The following is an 18,373-nucleotide window of genomic DNA, read 5'->3' on the forward strand; positions in this document are numbered from 1 at the left end:
TCACCTGATCAGGCGTCGTCGTTCTTCTGCTGCGACTTCGGCAGCTGGTAGCCAGCGGCCTCGGCGTCGGCTTCGGTGGCGAACCAGATCTCGGGCACCGTCGTGTCGTAGAAACGGGTTCCGGGCGTGTGGTACAGCATCGAATCGGCGTTGCCCTTGATGGGGAAGCCTTCCGGCTGGCTGCCATCGTCGAGAACGGCGTGGCTGCCTGCTGCGGACGTGTCCGCAGTCGACTCGGCCTCGTCGGCGTTGGACGCGTGTGCGTCCGACTCTTCGATGTTCTCGATGACGTTGTCCGCGTTGGCAACCTCGGCGTCGGTCGCGTCGGCCTCGACGGCCTCCACGACGTTCTCCGCGGGTGCTGCTGCGGGCGCAGCCTGCGAGGACTGCACGCGACGCGCACGATCGGCCTCGTTGGACACCGTCTGCTCCTGAACGAGCTCGATGATGGCCTGCGGGGCGTTGTCGCCCTTACGCGGGATCGTCTTGATGATCCGCGTGTAGCCGCCCGGACGATCCGCGAACTGCGGTCCGATCTCGGCGAACAGCGTGTGGACGACATCCTTGTTGCGGATGTCCTTCATGACCTCACGACGGTGAGCCAGCGTGCCGGCCTTCGCATGCGTGATGATCTTCTCGGCGTACGGGCGGAGGCGCTTGGCCTTCGATTCCGTGGTGGTGATGCGGCCGTGCTCGAAGAGCGCCGTCGCCAGGTTGGCGAGAATCGCCTTCTGGTGCGACGCCGATCCGCCGAGACGGCGACCCTTGGTGGGCTTGGGCATGATCAATTCTCCTGGTAGGTGCTACCAGGACGTCTTTCGACGTCCTAGAGCTGTTCGGTCTCGGCGTAATCCTGCTCGGCGCTGTCGGCGTCGCCCACGGTGTTGTCCGTGTCGCTCCAAGTACCGGTGGCGGCGTCGTAGCCGGCCACGGTGGAGGGATCGAACGTTGCGGGGCTGTCCTTCAGCGAGAGGCCGAGCGAATGCAGCTTGACCTTCACCTCGTCGATGGACTTCTGTCCGAAGTTACGGATGTCCAGCAGGTCCGATTCGGTGCGGCCGACCAGCTCGCCGACGGTGTGAACACCTTCGCGCTTGAGGCAGTTGTAGGAGCGGACGGTGAGGTCCAAATCCTCGATCGGCAGTCCGAAGGAAGCAATGTGATCGGCCTCGGCGGGCGAGGGTCCGATCTCGATGCCTTCTGCTTCGACGTTGAGCTCACGGGCGAGGCCGAAGAGCTCAACCAGGGTCTTGCCCGCAGATGCGAGCGCGTCCCGCGCAGTGATGGAGTTCTTGGTCTCCACGTCGAGAACGAGCCGATCGAAGTCGGTGCGCTGTTCGACGCGGGTGGCCTCCACCTTGTAGGTGACCTTGAGCACGGGCGAGTAGATCGAGTCGACCGGGATACGGCCGATCTCGGCGCCGGACGCCTTGTTCTGAACGGCGGGAACGTAGCCGCGGCCGCGCTCGACGACGAGCTCGATCTCGAGCTTGCCTTTGTCGTTCAGAGTGGCGATGTGCAGATCGGGGTTGTTCACGGTGACGCCGGCCGGGGGCACGATATCGCCTGCAGTGACAGTGCCGGGGCCCTGCTTGCGGACGTACATGGTGACCGGCTCGTCCTCTTCGGAGCTCACGACGAGGCCCTTGAGGTTCAGGATGATGTCGGTGACGTCTTCCTTGACTCCAGGGACGGTGGTGAATTCGTGCAGAACGCCGTCGATGCGGATGCTGGTGACAGCAGCGCCGGGGATCGACGAAAGCAGCGTGCGACGGAGCGAGTTGCCGAGGGTGTACCCGAAGCCAGGCTCGAGAGGCTCGATGACGAACTTCGAGCGGTCGTCAGCGATGACCTCTTCGGTCAATGTGGGTCGCTGAGAAATGAGCATTGATGTCCTCCTGTAGGAGCGTCCGCTATTTGACGCTCGATGGGCGGCGAGCCGCTCGGGTGTGAAAAAGAGTGTGGGAACACCCTTTTTCACGCCCGAGCGCGCAGCGCCTACTTCGAGTAGTACTCGACGATCAGCTGTTCGGTCAGCGCGATGTCGATCTGCGCACGTTCCGGCTCCTGGTGAACCAGGATGCGGAGGCGGTTCGGAACAACCTGCAGCCAACCCGGAATCGGGCGGTCACCCTGGGTCTCGCGGGCGATCTGGAACGGTAGCGTCGCCAGCGACTTCTCCTTGACATCGATGATGTCGTACTGCGAAACGCGGTAGGAGGGGATGTCGACCTTCTTGTTGTTCACCAAGAAGTGGCCGTGCGAGACGAGCTGACGAGCCTGGCGGCGCGTGCGTGCGAGCCCGGCGCGGTAGACGACGTTGTCGAGGCGAGTCTCGAGGATGCGGAGCAGGTTCTCACCCGTCTTGCCCTTGAGGCGGTTCGCTTCCTTGTAGTACAGCGAGAACTGCTTCTCCATGACGCCGTAGGTGAAGCGAGCCTTCTGCTTCTCCTGCAGCTGGAGCAGGTACTCGCTCTCCTTGATGCGTGCGCGGCCGTGCTGGCCCGGCGGGTAGGGACGACGCTCGAAAGCCTGGTCGCCTCCGACGAGGTCGACGCGAAGTCGACGCGACTTGCGGGTGATGGGTCCGGTATAACGTGCCATTTTATTTGTTCCTTCCCGCTAGACGCGACGGCGCTTGGGCGGACGGCAGCCGTTGTGGGGCTGGGGGGTGACATCGGAGATGGTGCCGACCTCGAGGCCTGCCGCCTGGAGCGAACGGATCGCGGTCTCGCGGCCGGAGCCGGGACCCTTCACGAACACGTCGACCTTCTTGACGCCGTGTTCCTGCGCCTTGCGGGCAGCGGACTCGGCGGCGAGCTGTGCGGCGAACGGAGTCGACTTACGCGAGCCCTTGAAGCCGACATGGCCCGAGGACGCCCAGGAGATGACGTTTCCGGCCGGGTCGGTGATCGACACGATCGTGTTGTTGAACGTGCTCTTGATGTGGGCGGACCCGTGCGGGACGTTCTTCTTGTCCCTGCGACGCGTCTTCTGCGTCTTCTTGGGTCCGGCGGTGCGTGACTTGGGGGGCATTACTTCGCCTTCTTCTTGCCGGCAATGGTGCGCTTCGGGCCCTTACGGGTACGCGCATTGGTCTTGGTGCGCTGTCCACGTACGGGCAGACCACGACGGTGGCGAAGGCCCTGGTAGCAGCCGATCTCGATCTTGCGACGAATGTCGGCCTGAACCTCGCGGCGCAGGTCGCCCTCGACCTTGAGCGACTCCTCGATGTACTCGCGGAGCTTCGTCAGGTCTTCGTCCGAGAGGTCCTTGCTGCGCAGATCGGGGTTGACACCCGTGGCGGCGAGGATCTCGTGTGAGCGGGTACGGCCGATGCCGTAGATGTAGGTGAGTGCGATCTCCATGCGCTTCTCGCGCGGAAGATCCACACCGGCTAGACGTGCCATGTGGCGGTTTCCTTTGTTGTAAGCGGAGGTCTTCTCCCAGTCCGTCCCCACGTGTGATGCTCGGGGCCTCGGCCTCCGCGGCCGGGGGTGTACTGCTCGCGAATGAGCAGCTGGTGCTGAGAGGTCTTCTTTGTCGCCGGTGCTACCGGTTCATGCCAAGTGGATCGTCGAGAAAAGGGTGAATCAGCCCTGACGCTGCTTGTGACGCAGGTTTTCGCAGATCACCATGACCCGGCCGTTACGGCGGATCACTTTGCACTTCTCGCAGATCGGCTTGACGCTGGGCTTGACCTTCACGTCTGTCAGATCTCCTGGTCGTGTGTTCGGGAGAAATGGAACCTTCCGAACATGGTTGATCCCCGACTGATGACCCAGCCGGGGACGGGTGTTACTTGTAGCGGTAGACGATGCGTCCGCGTGACAGGTCGTAGGGAGACAGCTCGACCACGACGCGATCCTCGGGGAGGATGCGGATGTAGTGCTGCCGCATCTTGCCGCTGATGTGGGCCAGAACCTTGTGACCGTTCTCCAGCTCAATGCGAAACATTGCATTGGGCAAGGGCTCGACAACTCGGCCTTCGACCTCGATTGCGCCGTCTTTCTTTGCCATATCCTCCGCGATCCTGGCTTGTCACACCTGATTGACTTCGTACCTCTACCTGCAGGTGCTCGGGCCGACCATCGAGTGGGATGCGCAGAAACGAGCACAAGGACACACAGACGACCGGCACGTCAAAACGCACCGACGATCCATGCTACCGGCTTTCGCGGGCCAGTCCAAATAACCCCGGACCGACCTCGGCAGGGCTCGCTGAGACGACGATACGACACCCCACCGAGGTTCGCCCGGCTATTCGCCGCCGGTCTCCTCACCGCGGTACGTGCCGAGACTCCAGTGCACACCCTCGGGGTCACGGCACACGAAGCCGCTGCCGCCGTAGTCCTCGGTGCGCAGTTCCTGCGTCATCGTCGCGCCCGCCGCGACGGCCCGCTCGTAGATCCCGGTCAGCTCCCCCTCGGTGTCGATCACCAAGTACACGGACCCCACACCGGCGGGAACCTGAGAGATGGAGCTGTCCTCCCGCACGCTGCCGAGCATCACTCCCCCGCCGCCGGGCCTGTTCAGTTGGGCGTGGTCGACGCGTTCGCCCTCGCCGTACACGGCCGATTCCTCGAACCCGAGCACGTCGACGAGCCAACGAATGGCTGCTCGTGCGTCGTCGTAGCGGAGGGCCGGCCATACAAGTGTGTTTGTCATGCGGACCAGTATTCGGTCGCGAGGTCTGCCGAGTCTTGGACAAATGCGAACTGCTCATTTGCCCGCCAGACCGACGGGGCGGATCCCGCGAGTTCCCGCCACTCGCGGGCCATGTGCGCCTGGTCGTAGTAACCGCACTGCGCTGCAATGGTGGCGAGAGAAAGTGGGTGCTCCCGTTTCAGCAGCTGGTGCGACCGGTCGAACCGCGCCACTCTCGCTGCGTCTTTGGGAGTGACGCCGTACTCCGAGAGAAACTTGGTGTTCAGGTGCCGACGGCTCCACCCGACCGCGTCGGCGACGGACTGCACTCTGGCGTCGGAACCGCCGACGAGCAGATGCCATGCACCGGCCACCCTGTCGTCCGGGCGCGGGGTATCGGCGTCGAGCCGCCTGATCAGTACCTCGTCCAGAACGTCGAATCGTTCGCGCCAGGACGACACCGACGCGATGCGATGGTCGATCTCGGTAACCACGCCGCCCAGCAGGTCGTCGAGCGAGACCACCACGTCCGAGATTTCCGACGCCGGCACCCCCAGCAGCGTGCGTGCGCCGAGCGGAGTCAGGGCGAGCTGGATCCCGTGCTGGGCGCCTGTGTGAAATATCGTGATCGGGGTCGTCCCGAGTCCGCTGGCCAAGGACCCGAATCGCGACGACGTCTCCCCCGGCCACGCCAGTTCGAGCGGATCGTCGAGGGGGATGACGACCGTGATGTCCGGAGACGGCATGCCGACGTGGGTGCCGGCGTCGAAGCCGCTCATGCGATAGCCGTCGTACGACTTCACGAACGGGCGCAGTGCGGGACACGGACGCGCCGTCGCTCCGCTGGACACTCCTGCCATGCGCCCACGGTAAGTCCTCGAGCTGCGAACATCCAGAGCCATCGGTGCAGGTCAATAGGATAAGACTTATGGCAACCGATGAGGGACGCATCGAGAAGACACTCGTGTCGATTCTGGACAACGGCAGCAGGCTGCAGGGCCCCGCCGTCGACAAGTACGTCTGGCGGATCCGCCGTGCGCACCCCGACGAATCCCCTGCTCAGATCATCGAGCGCATGGAGAAGACCTTCCTCACCGCGGTGACCGGAAGTGGCGGCGCAGCCGGCGCAACCGCGGCGGTTCCGGGCGTGGGCACCGTCGCGTCCGTCGCCGCTGTGGGCGCCGAGACCGCGTTCTTCGTCGAGGCGTCCGCTTTGTTGACCCTCGCGGTGGCGTCCGTGCACGGGATTCCGGTCCACGATCAGGAGCAACGCAAAGCCCTCGTTCTGGCCGTCGCGCTGGGTGAGACCGGCCGCGAGATCGTCCAGAAGACGCTCGGCACCAAATCCGGGAACATCGGCAAGCTCATCACCGGCAAGATTCCGGGCGCAGGCGGCCTCTCCGGACTCAACAAACGACTGATCAAGAAGTTCATCACCAAATACGCAGCCAGACGCGGCGCACTGTTCCTCGGCACCATGCTCCCGGCGGGGATCGGTGCCGTCGTCGGCGGCGCCGGGAATCGTTCGCTCGGCAAGGGCGTCGTAAAGAACGCACGGGAGACATTCGGGCCGCCGCCGACCACGTGGGCGACCGCTCCCGGTGTGATCGACGACCGCTCGACCGACCCGACCGGCACCACGGAACTGGAGGCATGACAATGACCACCACCACGACACCACCACTCGGCACGTACGGACTCTGGCGAGCCGCGCCCGGTGTGACTTCGGACCTCGCGTCCACCGTCGAGCAGCTCGGATTCGGCACCCTCTGGATCGGCGGGTCCCCCGACGCCGACCTCGCCATCGTCGAGACGGCGCTCGAGGCCACCACCTCGCTGACCGTCGCCACCGGCATCGTCAACATCTGGTCCGCGGACGCGCGCGAGGTGGCTGCGTCGTATCACCGACTGGCGGAACGCTTTCCGGGACGATTCCTCCTGGGAATCGGCACCGGCCACCCGGAGGCGACCAAGGAATACAAGAAGCCGTACGCCGCGATGGTCGAGTATCTCGACGTTCTCGACGAGGAAGGCGTGCCGGCGGAGGGACGCGTACTCGCCGCTCTGGGGCCGCGCGTGATGCAGCTCGCCGCCGATCGATCGGCCGGGGCGCACCCGTATCTGACGATTCCCGAGCACACGCGGGGAGCACGCGAGATCCTTGGGCCCGACAAGATCCTGGCGCCCGAGCACAAACTGGTGCTCGAGGCCGACCCCGAGCGTGCCCGTGAGATCGGCCGCCCGCCGGTGAACAATCCGTATCTTCACCTGCGCAACTACACCAACAATCTCGAGCGGCTCGGATACTCGCCGGAGGAGATCGCCGACGGCGGCAGCGACCGCCTGATCGACGCTCTCGTCGCACACGGCAGTGAGACCGACATCGTCGACGCGGTCACCGAACACCTCACCGCCGGCGCCGATCACGTTGCGCTGCACGTTCTTCCGGACGACAAGGACCCATCGGACGATCTACGACGACTCGCAGAGGTCATCGGGGGCCGCTGAGAACTCAGGTGCGGACGCAGTAGCCTGCACGGAGAACCACCCGATCCTCGATCCCAACCTCGATTACGGGAGACCCGCGTTGAGCTACCCCGGTTACGGACCACCGTCTGCCCCGGCACTGGAGGCACGGGGGTTGAGCAAGACCTTCGGGTCCATCCAGGCGGTCCGGGAACTTTCGTTCTCGGTTCAGCGGGGTTCCGTCACCGGTTTCCTGGGACCCAACGGATCGGGCAAGTCCACGACACTGCGCATGATGCTGGGACTGGTGCGTCCGACGACGGGCGACGCGGTGGTGAACGGCGTTCCGTACACCAGCCTGGCGCACCCGTCGCGGGTCGTGGGCGCGGTTCTCGACGCACAGAGCGTGCACCCGAAACGTACTGCGCGCCATCATCTTCGGCTGTTCACGCCGGTTCTCGGACTGCCGGATCAGCGCGCCGACGAGGTGCTCGCACTGGTCGGTCTCACCGAGGCGGCGGATCGTCCGGCCGGCCAGTTCTCGCTGGGCATGCGCCAGCGACTGGCCCTCGCCACGGCGTTGCTCGGCGACCCCGAGATTCTGGTTCTCGACGAGCCCGCCAACGGTTTGGACCCGGAAGGCATTGCCTGGTTGCGTGACTTCCTGCGGTCCTACGCCCGGTCGGGGCGCACCGTGCTGGTGTCGAGCCACATCATCCGAGAGGTCGAGCAAATCGTCGACCACCTGGTGATCCTCAGCTACGGATCGTTGGTCTACCAGGGCAGCATCGACCAGCTTCGACAGATGCGGCCCGGCCATGTGCTCGTCGCCGCGTCCGACCCGCCCGCCCTCGCAGTGGCTTTGGCGGCGCGCGGAGTGACCGACACGCGCATCGGCCCGGACGGACGTCTGGTGGTGACGGGATCGTCGGAACCGGACATCTCCTCGGCCGCAGCCGACGCAGGGGTGACCGTGTTCGGAACGACCGCCGAGCACATCGATCTCGAGCAGGTCTTCCTGTCGATGACCACCAGTCAGTACGTCTCGGCGCCGGTCGGGCCCAACCAGCCGCAGGGGCAGTGGGGCGGGCCACCCCAGCAATACGGGCCACCCCAGCAATACGGGCCGCCAGCCCAGCAATACGGGCCACCGCCCCAGCAGTGGGGACCGCCTCAGCAATGGGGACCGCCGCCGAACCAGCAACCGCCGACTCAGCCGGGTCAGTGGAACGGGGGCCAGGGATGAACGGCCTCCTTCAGTCGGAAGTCCGCAAGGTCACCTCGCTCAAGTTCTGGTGGGCGCTGCTGATCGCTCCCGTCGTGATCGGCGGCTTCGCAAGCGCGATCTACGCCAGCATCGCCTCGAGTTCCTCGGTAACCGAACTCGGCATCGAAGGCGAGATCTCGATGGTGGGACTCTTCGTCACGATTGCCGCGACCACCCTGTTCGCTGCCGTCTTCGGAGCCGTCAACGCCGCGGGAGAACTTCGGCACCACACGATCACCACATCCTTCCTGTCGTCCTCCGGGCGTAGTGGGGTCATCGGGGCCAAACTGGCCGTGACCGCGCTCTTCGGCCTCGCGTACGCGCTGGTGGCACAGGTCATCAGCGTCATCTCGATGCTGCTGTTCGGCATCGGCACCTTCGAGATCACCGGATTCGTCGTGGAGGTGTTCTTCCTCGGTTTGCTCGTCACCACCGTCTGGACGGTGATCGGCGCGGGCCTCGGACTGCTGTTCGCCTCACCGACCTGGGCAGCGGTGACGCTGGTGGTGTGGATCCCGGTCGGCGAGTCCATCGTGGTGGCCATCCTGAGCGGCCTCGACGTTCAACCCCTGGCGCAGTTTCTTCCCGGGATGTCGACGATTTCCACGCTGGCTGCGGGATCGATCGAGGACGGTGACCCGTTCCTCGGCTCGGTGGCAGGCACCGTGGTGCTGTTCGTGTGGGCGATCGTGTTCGGCGGCGCGGGGTGGCTGCGCACCCAGCAGCGCGACATCGCCTAGAACCAAGATCGCGGTGCCATGGAGAACATCATGACGGATTCCGAACGCGGGCCCCAGGTCGTTGTCGTGACCGGCGCCGGTTCCGGCCTCGGGCGTGCGATGTCGGTGGCCTTGCTCGACGCCGGTCATCACGTCGTGCTGGTCGGACGCAACCGGAGCACTCTGGAGGAGACGGCTGCAGGTCGAGGCCACGCGGACATCGCCGTCGCCGACGTGACATCGGACCGGTCCGTCTGCTCTCTGTTCGCCACGGTGGTCGAACGGTTCGGACGACTCGACGTTCTCGTCAACAACGCGGGCACCTTCGGGCCGGCCGCAAGCGTGGACAACCTCGATGTCGACGCATGGAACACCACCGTTGCCGTCAACTTGACCGGCGTCTTCCTCTGCGCCCGCGAAGCAATGCGAATCATGAAGGCGCAGGACCCTCGCGGCGGACGCATCATCAACAACGGATCGATATCCGCTCACACGCCGAGGCCGTCCAGCGCTGCCTACACGGCGACCAAGCACGGGGTGTCGGGGTTGACGAAGTCGATTTCACTGGACGGGCGCGCATTCGACATCTGCTGCACTCAAATCGACATCGGCAATGCCGCCACGGACATGACGTCGGGAATCGGTCACGCGGTTCTTCAGCCGGACGGCTCGACCCGCGCTGAACCCACGTTCGACCCCCGGCACGTGGCAGACACGATCGTTCACCTGGTGGATCTGCCACTCGACGTCACCGTTCCAACCCTCACGATCATGGCCAACCGGATGCCGTACGTCGGACGCGGATGAGCACCCGTCGACACGCCGACGGGATCGCCTCTCGGCGAGCATGGAAAACACCGCGCCGCTCGCCGATTCGGACAGGGCTACTCTGAATTCAGTGGTGAGCGAGGGTAAGAAGCCGGGCTGGATTCGACGGCTGGCAGCCGACTGTTTCGCGCATCGCCGCACTGCCGTCGGAGCTTTGCTGGTGACGTTCGTCGCCGCCGGGATCGACATCACCTTTCCTCTACTGACCCGCGCTGCCATCGACGACGCCACCGCATCTCGCACGGACACCATCGGCGCTATCGCACTGGCCATCGCCGGCCTCGGCGTTGTCCGCTTCGCGTGCCAGTTCGGACGCCGCCTTCTCGCCGGTCGACTGTCGATCGATGTCCAGCACGATCTGCGACTGCGACTTCTCGGCGCCCTGCAGCGCCTCGACGGGAAACGGCAGGACGAGATCAGTACCGGCCAGGTGGTCTCGCGGTCGATCACCGATCTCCAATTGGTGCAGGGACTGCTGGCCATGGTTCCGTTGTCGGCCGGCGCCCTCTTGCAGTTCGTCCTGGCGCTCGGCGTGATGGCGTACCTGTCGCCGTTGCTCACCCTGGTCGCGTTGGCCGTGGTTCCCGCGATCTCCGTGGTGGTGGTGCGTCTGCGACCGCAATTGTTCGCCGCCACCTGGTCGGCTCAACAACGCGCAGCGGAGCTGGCCGGACACGTCGAGGAGACGGTCACGGGCGTGCGCGTCGTGAAGGGGTTCGGGCAGGAATCACGAGCGATCGATCAGTTGGAAACGCACAGCCGTGTGCTCTACGCCGAACGCCTTCGCGCTGCCGTCGTGAACTCTCGATTCGCTCCCACCATGGCCGCTCTTCCGCAACTCGGTCTCGCAGGGATCATCGGGCTCGGCGGTTATCTCGCGTTGCGCGGTTCCATCAGCATCGGAACGTTCCTCGCCTTCGCGAGTTACGTTGCGACGATGTCGGCCGTCGCACGCACCATCACCTCGGTCCTGGTGATGGCGCAGCTCTCGCGCGCCGCAGTCGAACGGGTCTACGACGTCACCGACACCGAGCCGTCGATCCCTCTGCCGTCCCATCCCGTGGACCTGCCCGACGGCCCGCTGGGTCTCGAGCTCGACTCGGTCACGTTCGGCTTCGATCCCGAGCAGCCGATCCTGCGCGGCCTGGACCTCACCGTGCGGCCGGGCGAGACGTTGGCGATGGTAGGACACTCGGGATCCGGCAAGTCGACGCTCTCGCTCCTGATTCCGCGCTTCTACTCGCCCCAGAGCGGCTCCATCGCGTTGACGACGCCGGAACGTACCGCGATCGACATCGCGACCGTGTCGACCGAGTCGTTGCGCAGCGCGGTCGGTGTCGCGTTCGACGATCCGTTTCTGTTCTCGGACACCATCGCCGCAAACATCGCACTCGGCCGGCCGGGAGCCGGCGCGGCCGCGATCGAGGATGCGGCGCGAATGGCGATGGCGCACGATTTCGTCTCCGAACTGCCCGACGGGTACGACACCGTCGTCGGCGAACGCGGGCTGACGCTCTCCGGTGGCCAGCGCCAGCGGGTCGCTTTGGCGCGCACGATGCTCGCCGCTCCGCGTGTCCTGGTGCTCGACGACGCCACTTCCGCGGTCGACGCCGAGACGGAGGCCGCCATCTTCGACGCGTTCCGGCGGCGAACTGCATCCACGACTGTCGTTCTGGCATATCGACGTTCGACTCTCACCCTCGCCGATCGAGTCGCCGTTCTCGACGACGGACACATCGTCGACGTCGGAACGGTGGCCGAACTCGACGCTCGGTGTCTGCTGTTCCGGCAGTTGCTCTCCGGGTCCGACGACGAGCCCGAAGATGCACGCGCCGAACCGTTGGAGGCGCAGTTGTGGCCCGAGACGTCCGAGGTGGTCGGCTCCCGTGAGGCGGTCGGCACCCCGTCCGTCGGTGGCCACGGAGCGGTGTCCGGGGCGCTCGGGAGCGTCGCCCCGACCGCGGCGCTGCAAGCGTCGGTCGACCGGCTGCCGCCTGCTCGCGAATCGCCGACACTCGACTCGGCGACGTTGCGCACGCCCGACCCCGAGTTCCGGCTCGCGCGATTGCTACGACCGGTTCGGTGGCTTCTCGCCGCGGTGGTCGTCTGCCTCGCCCTCGATTCCTTGATCGGCATCACATTTCCCTCGGTGGCCCGATTCGCGGTCGACCACGGAGTTGCCGCCGACTCGTCGAGCACCCTGTGGGTGATCACCGGTGTCGCCGTGGCGCTCGTGGCGGTCGACTGGGCCGTGGTGCGATTGATGACCGTGATCACCGCCCGCGCCGGTGAGCGCGTTCTGTTCGGCCTACGGGTGCGCAGCTACGCGCACCTGCAACGCCTCGGTCTCGATTACTACGAACGCGAACTGTCCGGCCGCATCATGACGCGCATGACCACCGACGTGGACGCCCTGTCGTCCTTCATGCAGACCGGGATGTCGACCGCGATCGTCAGCGTGCTCACCGTCGCGGGGATTTCGGTGGCGCTCGTGCTGACCGACACGATTCTCGGGCTGGTGGCGTTGAGCGTCGTCCCGCCCCTGATCGTCGCGACCCTCGTCTTCCGCCGCATCTCCTCGCGGGCGTATTCGGTGTCGCGTGAGCGCATCTCGTCCGTGAACGCGGACTTCCAGGAGAACATCGCGGGACTGCGGGTGGCGCAGGCGTTCCGCTACGAGCCGGTGGCCGCACGACGGTTCGCCGACCGCTCCGATCTGTATCGCGCCAGCCGCATGCGATCCCAGCGGGCGATCTCCGTGTTCTTCCCGTCGATCACCTTGCTGTCCGACCTCTCGCTGGCGGTGATCGTCCTCGTCGGAGCCAGCCGCGTCGCGACGGGTCAGACGTCGCCGGGAACGATGGTCGCGTTCGTGCTGTACCTCGGGTTGCTGTTCGGGCCGATCCAGCAGCTCTCGCAGGTGTTCGACGGATACCAGCAGGCGTCGGTGGGCCTGAGCCGCATCGCGGACCTGCTGCGGACGCCCAGTTCCATCGAGGCCGCGTCCACGAAGGGCGGCCGGATCGTCGACGAGCACCTCCGAGGTCGCATCGATTTCGACGACGTCACCTTTCGGTATTCGGGTGCCCAGTCCGATGCGCTGTCGAACGTCTCGTTGACGATCGAGGCCGGAACCACCGTGGCGCTGGTCGGCCGCACCGGTGCCGGAAAGTCGACCATCGTCAAGCTCATCGCACGCTTCTACGACCCGACGGACGGGTCGGTGCGGGCGGATGATGTCGACCTGCGGGACTACTCGCTTCTGCCGTACCGGCATCGACTCGGAGTGGTGCCGCAGGAGGCGCACCTGTTCACCGGAACCGTCGCGAGCAACATCGCGTACGGCCGTCCCGACGCGACGCGCTCCGAGATCGACGCGGCAGCACGCGCCGTCGGTGCTCTCCCCCTGATCGGGTCGATGAGCTCGGGCATGCTCACTCCGGTCGGCGAGCGGGGCCAGGGCCTGTCCGCCGGTGCCCGCCAACTCGTGGCCCTCGCGCGGGCCGAACTCGTCGACCCCGACATCCTTCTCCTCGACGAGGCGACGGCCACGCTGGACCCGGCGACGGAGAAGGCGGTGCTCGATGCGAGCCGAACCGTGACGCGGTCCAGGACGGCGGTCATAGTCGCGCACCGGCTCGCGACGGCGGCGCGTGCCGACTTTGTCCTGGTTGTCGACAAAGGTCGTATCGTGGAGAGCGGCACCCACGCAGAGTTGCGTGCGTCGGACGGGTTCTACTCGCGCCTATGGGACATCGCGGAGGCTTCTACCGGTGACACCGGGCACACGCCCGGTGAGACCTATCACAGACCCAGAACCGGGGCACGAGCGTCGCGCGATAGGTCTAGCCTGGACGGTGCCGTGCGCTGAGCGAGGACGAAGAAGGAAACGAGGCGAAAACCTGCCGTGAGCAGCAGCTCTACAACAGAATTCGGACAGAACCAGTGGCTGGTCGACGAAATGTACCAGCGGTTTCAGAAGGACCCGGCGTCGGTCGACGCCAGCTGGCACGAATTCCTGACGACCTACACACCTGACGCAGCCGGCACCACCGGCGAGACGTCCAACGGGACCAACGGGTCGACGCCTGACAAGGGCGCCCCGAAGCCCGAGACCAAGACCCCTCCCGCTGCGCCCGCGCCGCCGAAGGCCGCACCGAAAGCGGAGGCTCAGAAGTCTGCACCCAAGGCAGACCAGTCGAAGGCGGAGAAGCCGAAGGCAGAGACTCCCAAGGCAGAGGCCCCCAAGGCAGATTCCCCCAAGGTCTCCGCAATGGCGAACGACTCCAACGCGAAAGCAGCTCCGGTCAAGGCTGCCGCCGCGAAGCCGTCGGAGGACAAGTCGGCAGGCGACAAGCCCACCGAGGACACGAACAAGATTCTGCGCGGCGCCGCTGCAGCCGTCGCGAAGAACATGTCCGCATCGCTCCAGATCCCGACGGCGACGTCGGTGCGCGCCATTCCGGCCAAGCTGATGATCGACAATCGCCTCGTCATCAACAACCACCTCGCGCGCACACGCGGCGGCAAGATCTCGTTCACCCATCTGCTCGGATACGCGATCGTGCAGGCGGTCAAGAGCTTCCCGAACATGAACCGACATTTCGCGGAGGTCGACGGCAAGCCCAACGCCGTCACTCCCGCGCACACCAATCTCGGTCTCGCCATCGACCTGCCCGGCAAGGACGGCAGCCGGTCGTTGGTCGTCGCCGCCATCAAGGGCTGCGAAGAGTTCAGCTTCAATCAGTTCCACGCTGCCTACGAGGACATCGTCCGGCGCGCACGCGACGGCAAGCTCACGGCTGCCGACTTCGCCGGCGTCACGATCTCGCTCACCAACCCCGGCACCATCGGCACCGTGCACTCCGTGCCGCGTCTGATGCAGGGTCAGGGCGCGATCATCGGCGCGGGCGCCATGGAGTACCCCGCCGAGTTCCAGGGTGCGAGCGACGAGAGCATCGCCAACATCGGCGTGGGCAAGCTGATGACGCTGACGTCGACGTACGACCACCGGATCATCCAGGGCGCCGAGTCGGGCGACTTCCTGCGCACGATTCACAACCTGCTGATCAGCGACGAGTTCTACGACCAGATCTTCCACGGTCTGGCCATCCCGTACGAGCCCATCCGCTGGCGTCAGGACCTGCCCAAGGGCACGGTCGACAAGAGCACCCGGATCCTCGAGCTGATCGCCGCGTACCGCAACCGCGGTCACCTCATGGCCGACACCGACCCGTTGATGCTGCAGAAGGACAAGTTCCGGATGCATCCGGACCTCGACGTCATCAGCCACGACCTCACGCTGTGGGACCTCGACCGCGAGTTCAACGTCGGCGGGTTCCAGGGCAACGAGAAGATGAAGCTGCGCAACGTGCTCAGTGCACTGCGAGACGCGTACTGCCGGCACGTCGGTGTGGAGTACACCCACATCCTCGAGACCGATCAGGTGGCCTGGCTGCAGGAGCGTATCGAGGTCAAGCACGTCAAACCGACTGTCGCGCAACAGAAATACATCCTGTCGAAGCTCAATGCCGCCGAGGCCTTCGAGACCTTCCTCGGCACCAAGTACGTCGGCCAGAAGCGTTTCTCGCTCGAAGGCGCCGAAGCGGTCATCCCGCTGATGGACGCAGTCATCGACCAGAGCGCGGAGCACGAGCTCGACGAGGTCGCGATCGGCATGCCGCACCGTGGCCGGCTGAACGTGCTCGCCAACATCGTCGGCAAGCCGTACTCGAAGATCTTCACCGAGTTCGAGGGCAACATGAACCCGGCGGCCGCGCACGGCTCCGGTGACGTGAAGTACCACCTCGGCGCCGAGGGCAACTACATCCAGATGTTCGGCGAGAACGACATCAAGGTCTCGCTCACGGCCAACCCGTCGCACCTCGAGGCCGTCGATCCGGTTCTCGAAGGCCTCGTCCGCGCCAAGCAGGACCTGCTCGACAAGGGCACGGGCCCCGGCGGATTCTCCGTCCTCCCGCTGATGCTGCACGGTGACGCGGCGTTCGCCGGCCAGGGAGTCGTCCCCGAGACGCTCAACCTGTCCATGCTGCGCGGCTACCGCACCGGTGGCACCGTCCACGTCGTGGTGAACAACCAGGTCGGCTTCACCACCTCGCCGGAGCACTCACGGTCGTCCGAGTACTGCACCGACGTCGCGAAGATGATCGCGGCACCGGTCTTCCACGTGAACGGCGACGACCCCGAGGCCTGCGTATGGGTTGCTCAGCTCGCTGTCGACTACCGGCAGAAGTTCGGCAAGGACGTCGTCATCGACCTCATCTGCTACCGCCGCCGCGGTCACAACGAGGGCGACGATCCGTCGATGACCCAACCGTCGATGTACGACGTCATCGACACCAAGCGCAGCGTCCGCAAGAGCTACACCGAGTCGCTCATCGGTCGTGGGGACATCTCGCTGAAGGAAGCCGAGGACGCGCTCCGCGACTACCAGGGCCAGCTCGAACGCGTCTTCAACGAAGTGCGCGAGCTCGAGAAGTACACCCCGGAGCCCAGTGAGTCCGTCGAGATGGACCAGCAGCTTCCCACCAAGCTCGACACGGCCGTCGACAAGTCGGTTCTGCACCGCATCGGTGACGCCCACCTGAACGTCCCCGAGGGCTTCAACGTGCACCCGCGCGTCAAGCCGGTGCTCGAGAAGCGCCGCGAAATGTCGTACGAGGGCAAGGTCGACTGGGCCTACGGCGAACTGTTGGCGCTCGGAAGTCTCGTCGACGAGGGCAAGCTCGTGCGCCTCTCCGGCCAGGACACCCGGCGCGGCACGTTCACCCAGCGCCACTCGGTGATCATCGACCGCAAGACGGGCGAGGAGTACACCCCGCTCCGCAACATCGGCGGGAAGTCCGGCGGCAAGTTCCTCGTCTACGACTCCGCGCTCAGCGAGTTCGCGGCCGTCGGCTTCGAGTACGGCTACTCGGTCGGCAACCCGAACGCACTGGTGCTCTGGGAGGCGCAGTTCGGTGACTTCGTCAACGGTGCACAGTCGATCATCGACGAGTTCATCTCGTCCGGTGAAGCCAAGTGGGGTCAGCTCTCCGACGTCGTGCTGCTTCTGCCGCACGGTCACGAGGGACAGGGCCCGGACCACACGTCCGGCCGCATCGAGCGGTTCCTGCAGCTGTGCGCGGAAGGGTCGATGACGGTGGCAGTTCCGTCGACACCGGCCAACTACTTCCACCTGCTGCGTCGGCACGCGCGTGACGGCATTCAGCGTCCGCTGGTCGTCTTCACGCCGAAGTCCATGCTGCGCAACAAGGCTGCGGTCAGCAACATCGAGGACTTCACCGACGGCAAGTTCCACTCGGTGTTCGACGAGCCCACCTACGAATCGGGAACCGGCGACCGCAACAAGGTCGAGCGCGTCCTGATGGTCAGCGGCAAGTTGTACTACGAGTTGGTGGCGCGCAAGCAGAAAGAGAATCGGGAAGACATCGCCATCGTGCGCATCGAGCAGCTCTACCCGATTCCGGCGCGCCGCATCCGCGAAACGCTGAACACCTACCCGAACGCGACGGAGTTCCGTTGGGTTCAGGAGGAGCCGGCCAACCAGGGAGCGTGGCCCACCTTTGGCCTCGCCTTCCCGGAGCTGTTGCCGGAGTTGCTGACCGGGATCAAGCGCGTGTCGCGTCGTCCCATGTCGGCGCCGTCCTCGGGGTCCAGCAAGGTGCACGCGGTGGAGCAACAGGAGATCATCGAAGAGGCGTTCAACGGATAGTCTTGCCTCTTCCACTGAGCCGGGTCGAATTCACTCCACGGAGAGGGTTCGACCCGGCTTCGTGGTATCTGGAACTACCGGTGGTCGACGAGATCGTCCGTCTCGGAATGGATTTCGACAATCCGGTGACCGTCGTCGTCGGCGAGAACGGATCGGGTAAGTCGACACTGATGGAGGCGTTGGCCTCGGCGTGGACCAGTGGGTTTCACGGCGCCGAGGACGCGCTGTGGTCGGCGGGCGGCGGTGAACACGACACCGATTTCGGGCGGCACCTCACGTGTTCGGGGACGAGACCACAGCCGTACGGCGGGTGCTTCCTGCGGGCGGAGACGATGCATTCGATGTTCGAACGAGCGACGCCCGTCCGGGGCACCGACACGGTCTACAACGCCATGTCCCACGGGCAGTCGTTTCTGCAGTACGTCGCGGACCGACCCGTCGGGGTCGGGCTGTGGTTGCTGGACGAACCCGAAGCGGCACTGTCGTTCTCGTCGTGCCTCGGGTTGCTGGCGGTGATGAAGGACCTCGTCGACGAAGGTTCGCAGGTGATCATGGCAACCCACTCACCGCTGCTCGCCGCATTTCCCGGCGCCGACGTTCTCGAACTGGGCGACGACGGGCTCACCTCGACGGCGTGGGCCGACACCGACATGGTGCGCAACTGGTCGAACTTCTTCGACTCGCCCGAGAGGTTTCTGCGTCACCTGTAGT

At 65.5% G+C, this 18,373-nt stretch carries 17 protein-coding genes; 8 read left to right on the top strand and 9 right to left on the bottom strand.

Annotated features, from left to right (window positions below):
• Positions 1 to 8: 8 nt before the first annotated feature.
• From rplQ to IEW02_RS15285, 9 genes are all read right to left on the bottom strand, one after another.
• On the bottom strand, positions 9 to 782 hold the full coding sequence (gene rplQ, locus IEW02_RS15245; RefSeq protein WP_188545692.1) for a 50S ribosomal protein L17, sunset domain variant: 774 nt from the start codon (positions 780 to 782) through the stop codon (positions 9 to 11).
• 44 nt (positions 783 to 826) lie between these two features.
• Positions 827 to 1,888: a DNA-directed RNA polymerase subunit alpha gene (locus tag IEW02_RS15250; protein WP_188545693.1), complete on the bottom strand. Its 1,062-nt coding sequence runs from the start codon at positions 1,886 to 1,888 to the stop codon at positions 827 to 829.
• Between the two features lie 110 nt (positions 1,889 to 1,998).
• Positions 1,999 to 2,604, bottom strand: a complete 606-nt coding sequence (gene rpsD, locus IEW02_RS15255; protein WP_188545694.1) for a 30S ribosomal protein S4 — start codon at positions 2,602 to 2,604, stop codon at positions 1,999 to 2,001.
• Between the two features lie 18 nt (positions 2,605 to 2,622).
• The gene (gene rpsK / locus IEW02_RS15260) at positions 2,623 to 3,036 is read right to left on the bottom strand and encodes a 30S ribosomal protein S11 (RefSeq protein ID WP_188545695.1); all 414 of its coding nucleotides are present in this window, start codon (positions 3,034 to 3,036) and stop codon (positions 2,623 to 2,625) included.
• Positions 3,036 to 3,410, bottom strand: coding sequence for a 30S ribosomal protein S13 (gene rpsM / locus IEW02_RS15265; RefSeq protein ID WP_188545696.1), 375 nt, complete (start codon positions 3,408 to 3,410; stop codon positions 3,036 to 3,038). The genes rpsK and rpsM overlap by 1 nt, the downstream gene beginning before the upstream one ends.
• A 183-nt stretch (positions 3,411 to 3,593) precedes the next feature.
• Positions 3,594 to 3,707, bottom strand: coding sequence for a 50S ribosomal protein L36 (gene rpmJ, locus IEW02_RS15270; RefSeq protein WP_026917227.1), 114 nt, complete (start codon positions 3,705 to 3,707; stop codon positions 3,594 to 3,596).
• 91 nt (positions 3,708 to 3,798) lie between these two features.
• Positions 3,799 to 4,020 (bottom strand): translation initiation factor IF-1, encoded by a 222-nt coding sequence (infA, locus tag IEW02_RS15275; protein WP_003418601.1) that lies wholly within the window; start codon positions 4,018 to 4,020, stop codon positions 3,799 to 3,801.
• A 240-nt stretch (positions 4,021 to 4,260) separates the two neighbouring features.
• Positions 4,261 to 4,668: a VOC family protein gene (locus IEW02_RS15280; protein ID WP_188545697.1), complete on the bottom strand. Its 408-nt coding sequence runs from the start codon at positions 4,666 to 4,668 to the stop codon at positions 4,261 to 4,263.
• Positions 4,665 to 5,507: an AraC family transcriptional regulator gene (locus tag IEW02_RS15285; protein WP_188545698.1), complete on the bottom strand. Its 843-nt coding sequence runs from the start codon at positions 5,505 to 5,507 to the stop codon at positions 4,665 to 4,667. The genes IEW02_RS15280 and IEW02_RS15285 overlap by 4 nt, the downstream gene beginning before the upstream one ends.
• A gap of 68 nt (positions 5,508 to 5,575) precedes the next feature.
• On the opposite strand from IEW02_RS15285, the gene IEW02_RS15290 reads away from it, so the two are divergent.
• The 8 genes from IEW02_RS15290 to IEW02_RS15325 all read left to right on the top strand — a co-directional run bounded on the left by IEW02_RS15290 (position 5,576) and on the right by IEW02_RS15325 (position 18,372).
• The gene (locus IEW02_RS15290) at positions 5,576 to 6,304 is read left to right on the top strand and encodes a hypothetical protein (RefSeq protein WP_229746058.1); all 729 of its coding nucleotides are present in this window, start codon (positions 5,576 to 5,578) and stop codon (positions 6,302 to 6,304) included.
• The gene (locus IEW02_RS15295) at positions 6,301 to 7,155 is read left to right on the top strand and encodes an LLM class F420-dependent oxidoreductase (RefSeq protein WP_188545699.1); all 855 of its coding nucleotides are present in this window, start codon (positions 6,301 to 6,303) and stop codon (positions 7,153 to 7,155) included. The genes IEW02_RS15290 and IEW02_RS15295 overlap by 4 nt, the downstream gene beginning before the upstream one ends.
• A gap of 79 nt (positions 7,156 to 7,234) precedes the next feature.
• Positions 7,235 to 8,359 carry an ABC transporter ATP-binding protein gene (locus IEW02_RS15300; protein WP_188545700.1) on the top strand — a complete coding sequence of 375 codons (1,125 nt, stop codon included), beginning with the start codon at positions 7,235 to 7,237 and terminating at the stop codon, positions 8,357 to 8,359.
• Entirely contained in the window at positions 8,356 to 9,120 is a 765-nt protein-coding gene (locus tag IEW02_RS15305; RefSeq protein ID WP_188545701.1) for an ABC-2 transporter permease family protein, read from the top strand. The genes IEW02_RS15300 and IEW02_RS15305 overlap by 4 nt, the downstream gene beginning before the upstream one ends.
• Before the next feature lie 30 nt (positions 9,121 to 9,150).
• Positions 9,151 to 9,906 (top strand): SDR family oxidoreductase, encoded by a 756-nt coding sequence (locus IEW02_RS15310; RefSeq protein WP_188545702.1) that lies wholly within the window; start codon positions 9,151 to 9,153, stop codon positions 9,904 to 9,906.
• 91 nt (positions 9,907 to 9,997) lie between these two features.
• A complete protein-coding gene (locus IEW02_RS15315; RefSeq protein WP_229746059.1) occupies positions 9,998 to 13,798 on the top strand; it encodes an ABC transporter ATP-binding protein in 3,801 nt (1,266 codons plus the stop codon).
• Between the two features lie 36 nt (positions 13,799 to 13,834).
• Complete coding sequence (locus IEW02_RS15320) at positions 13,835 to 17,662, top strand: multifunctional oxoglutarate decarboxylase/oxoglutarate dehydrogenase thiamine pyrophosphate-binding subunit/dihydrolipoyllysine-residue succinyltransferase subunit (RefSeq protein WP_188545704.1); 3,828 nt, start codon at positions 13,835 to 13,837, stop codon at positions 17,660 to 17,662.
• A gap of 80 nt (positions 17,663 to 17,742) precedes the next feature.
• The gene (locus IEW02_RS15325; protein WP_229746060.1) at positions 17,743 to 18,372 is read left to right on the top strand and encodes an AAA family ATPase; all 630 of its coding nucleotides are present in this window, start codon (positions 17,743 to 17,745) and stop codon (positions 18,370 to 18,372) included.
• The last annotated feature ends 1 nt before the right edge of the window (position 18,373 follow it).

The organism is Rhodococcoides trifolii, assembly GCF_014635345.1.
GTDB lineage: Bacteria > Actinomycetota > Actinomycetes > Mycobacteriales > Mycobacteriaceae > Rhodococcoides > Rhodococcoides trifolii.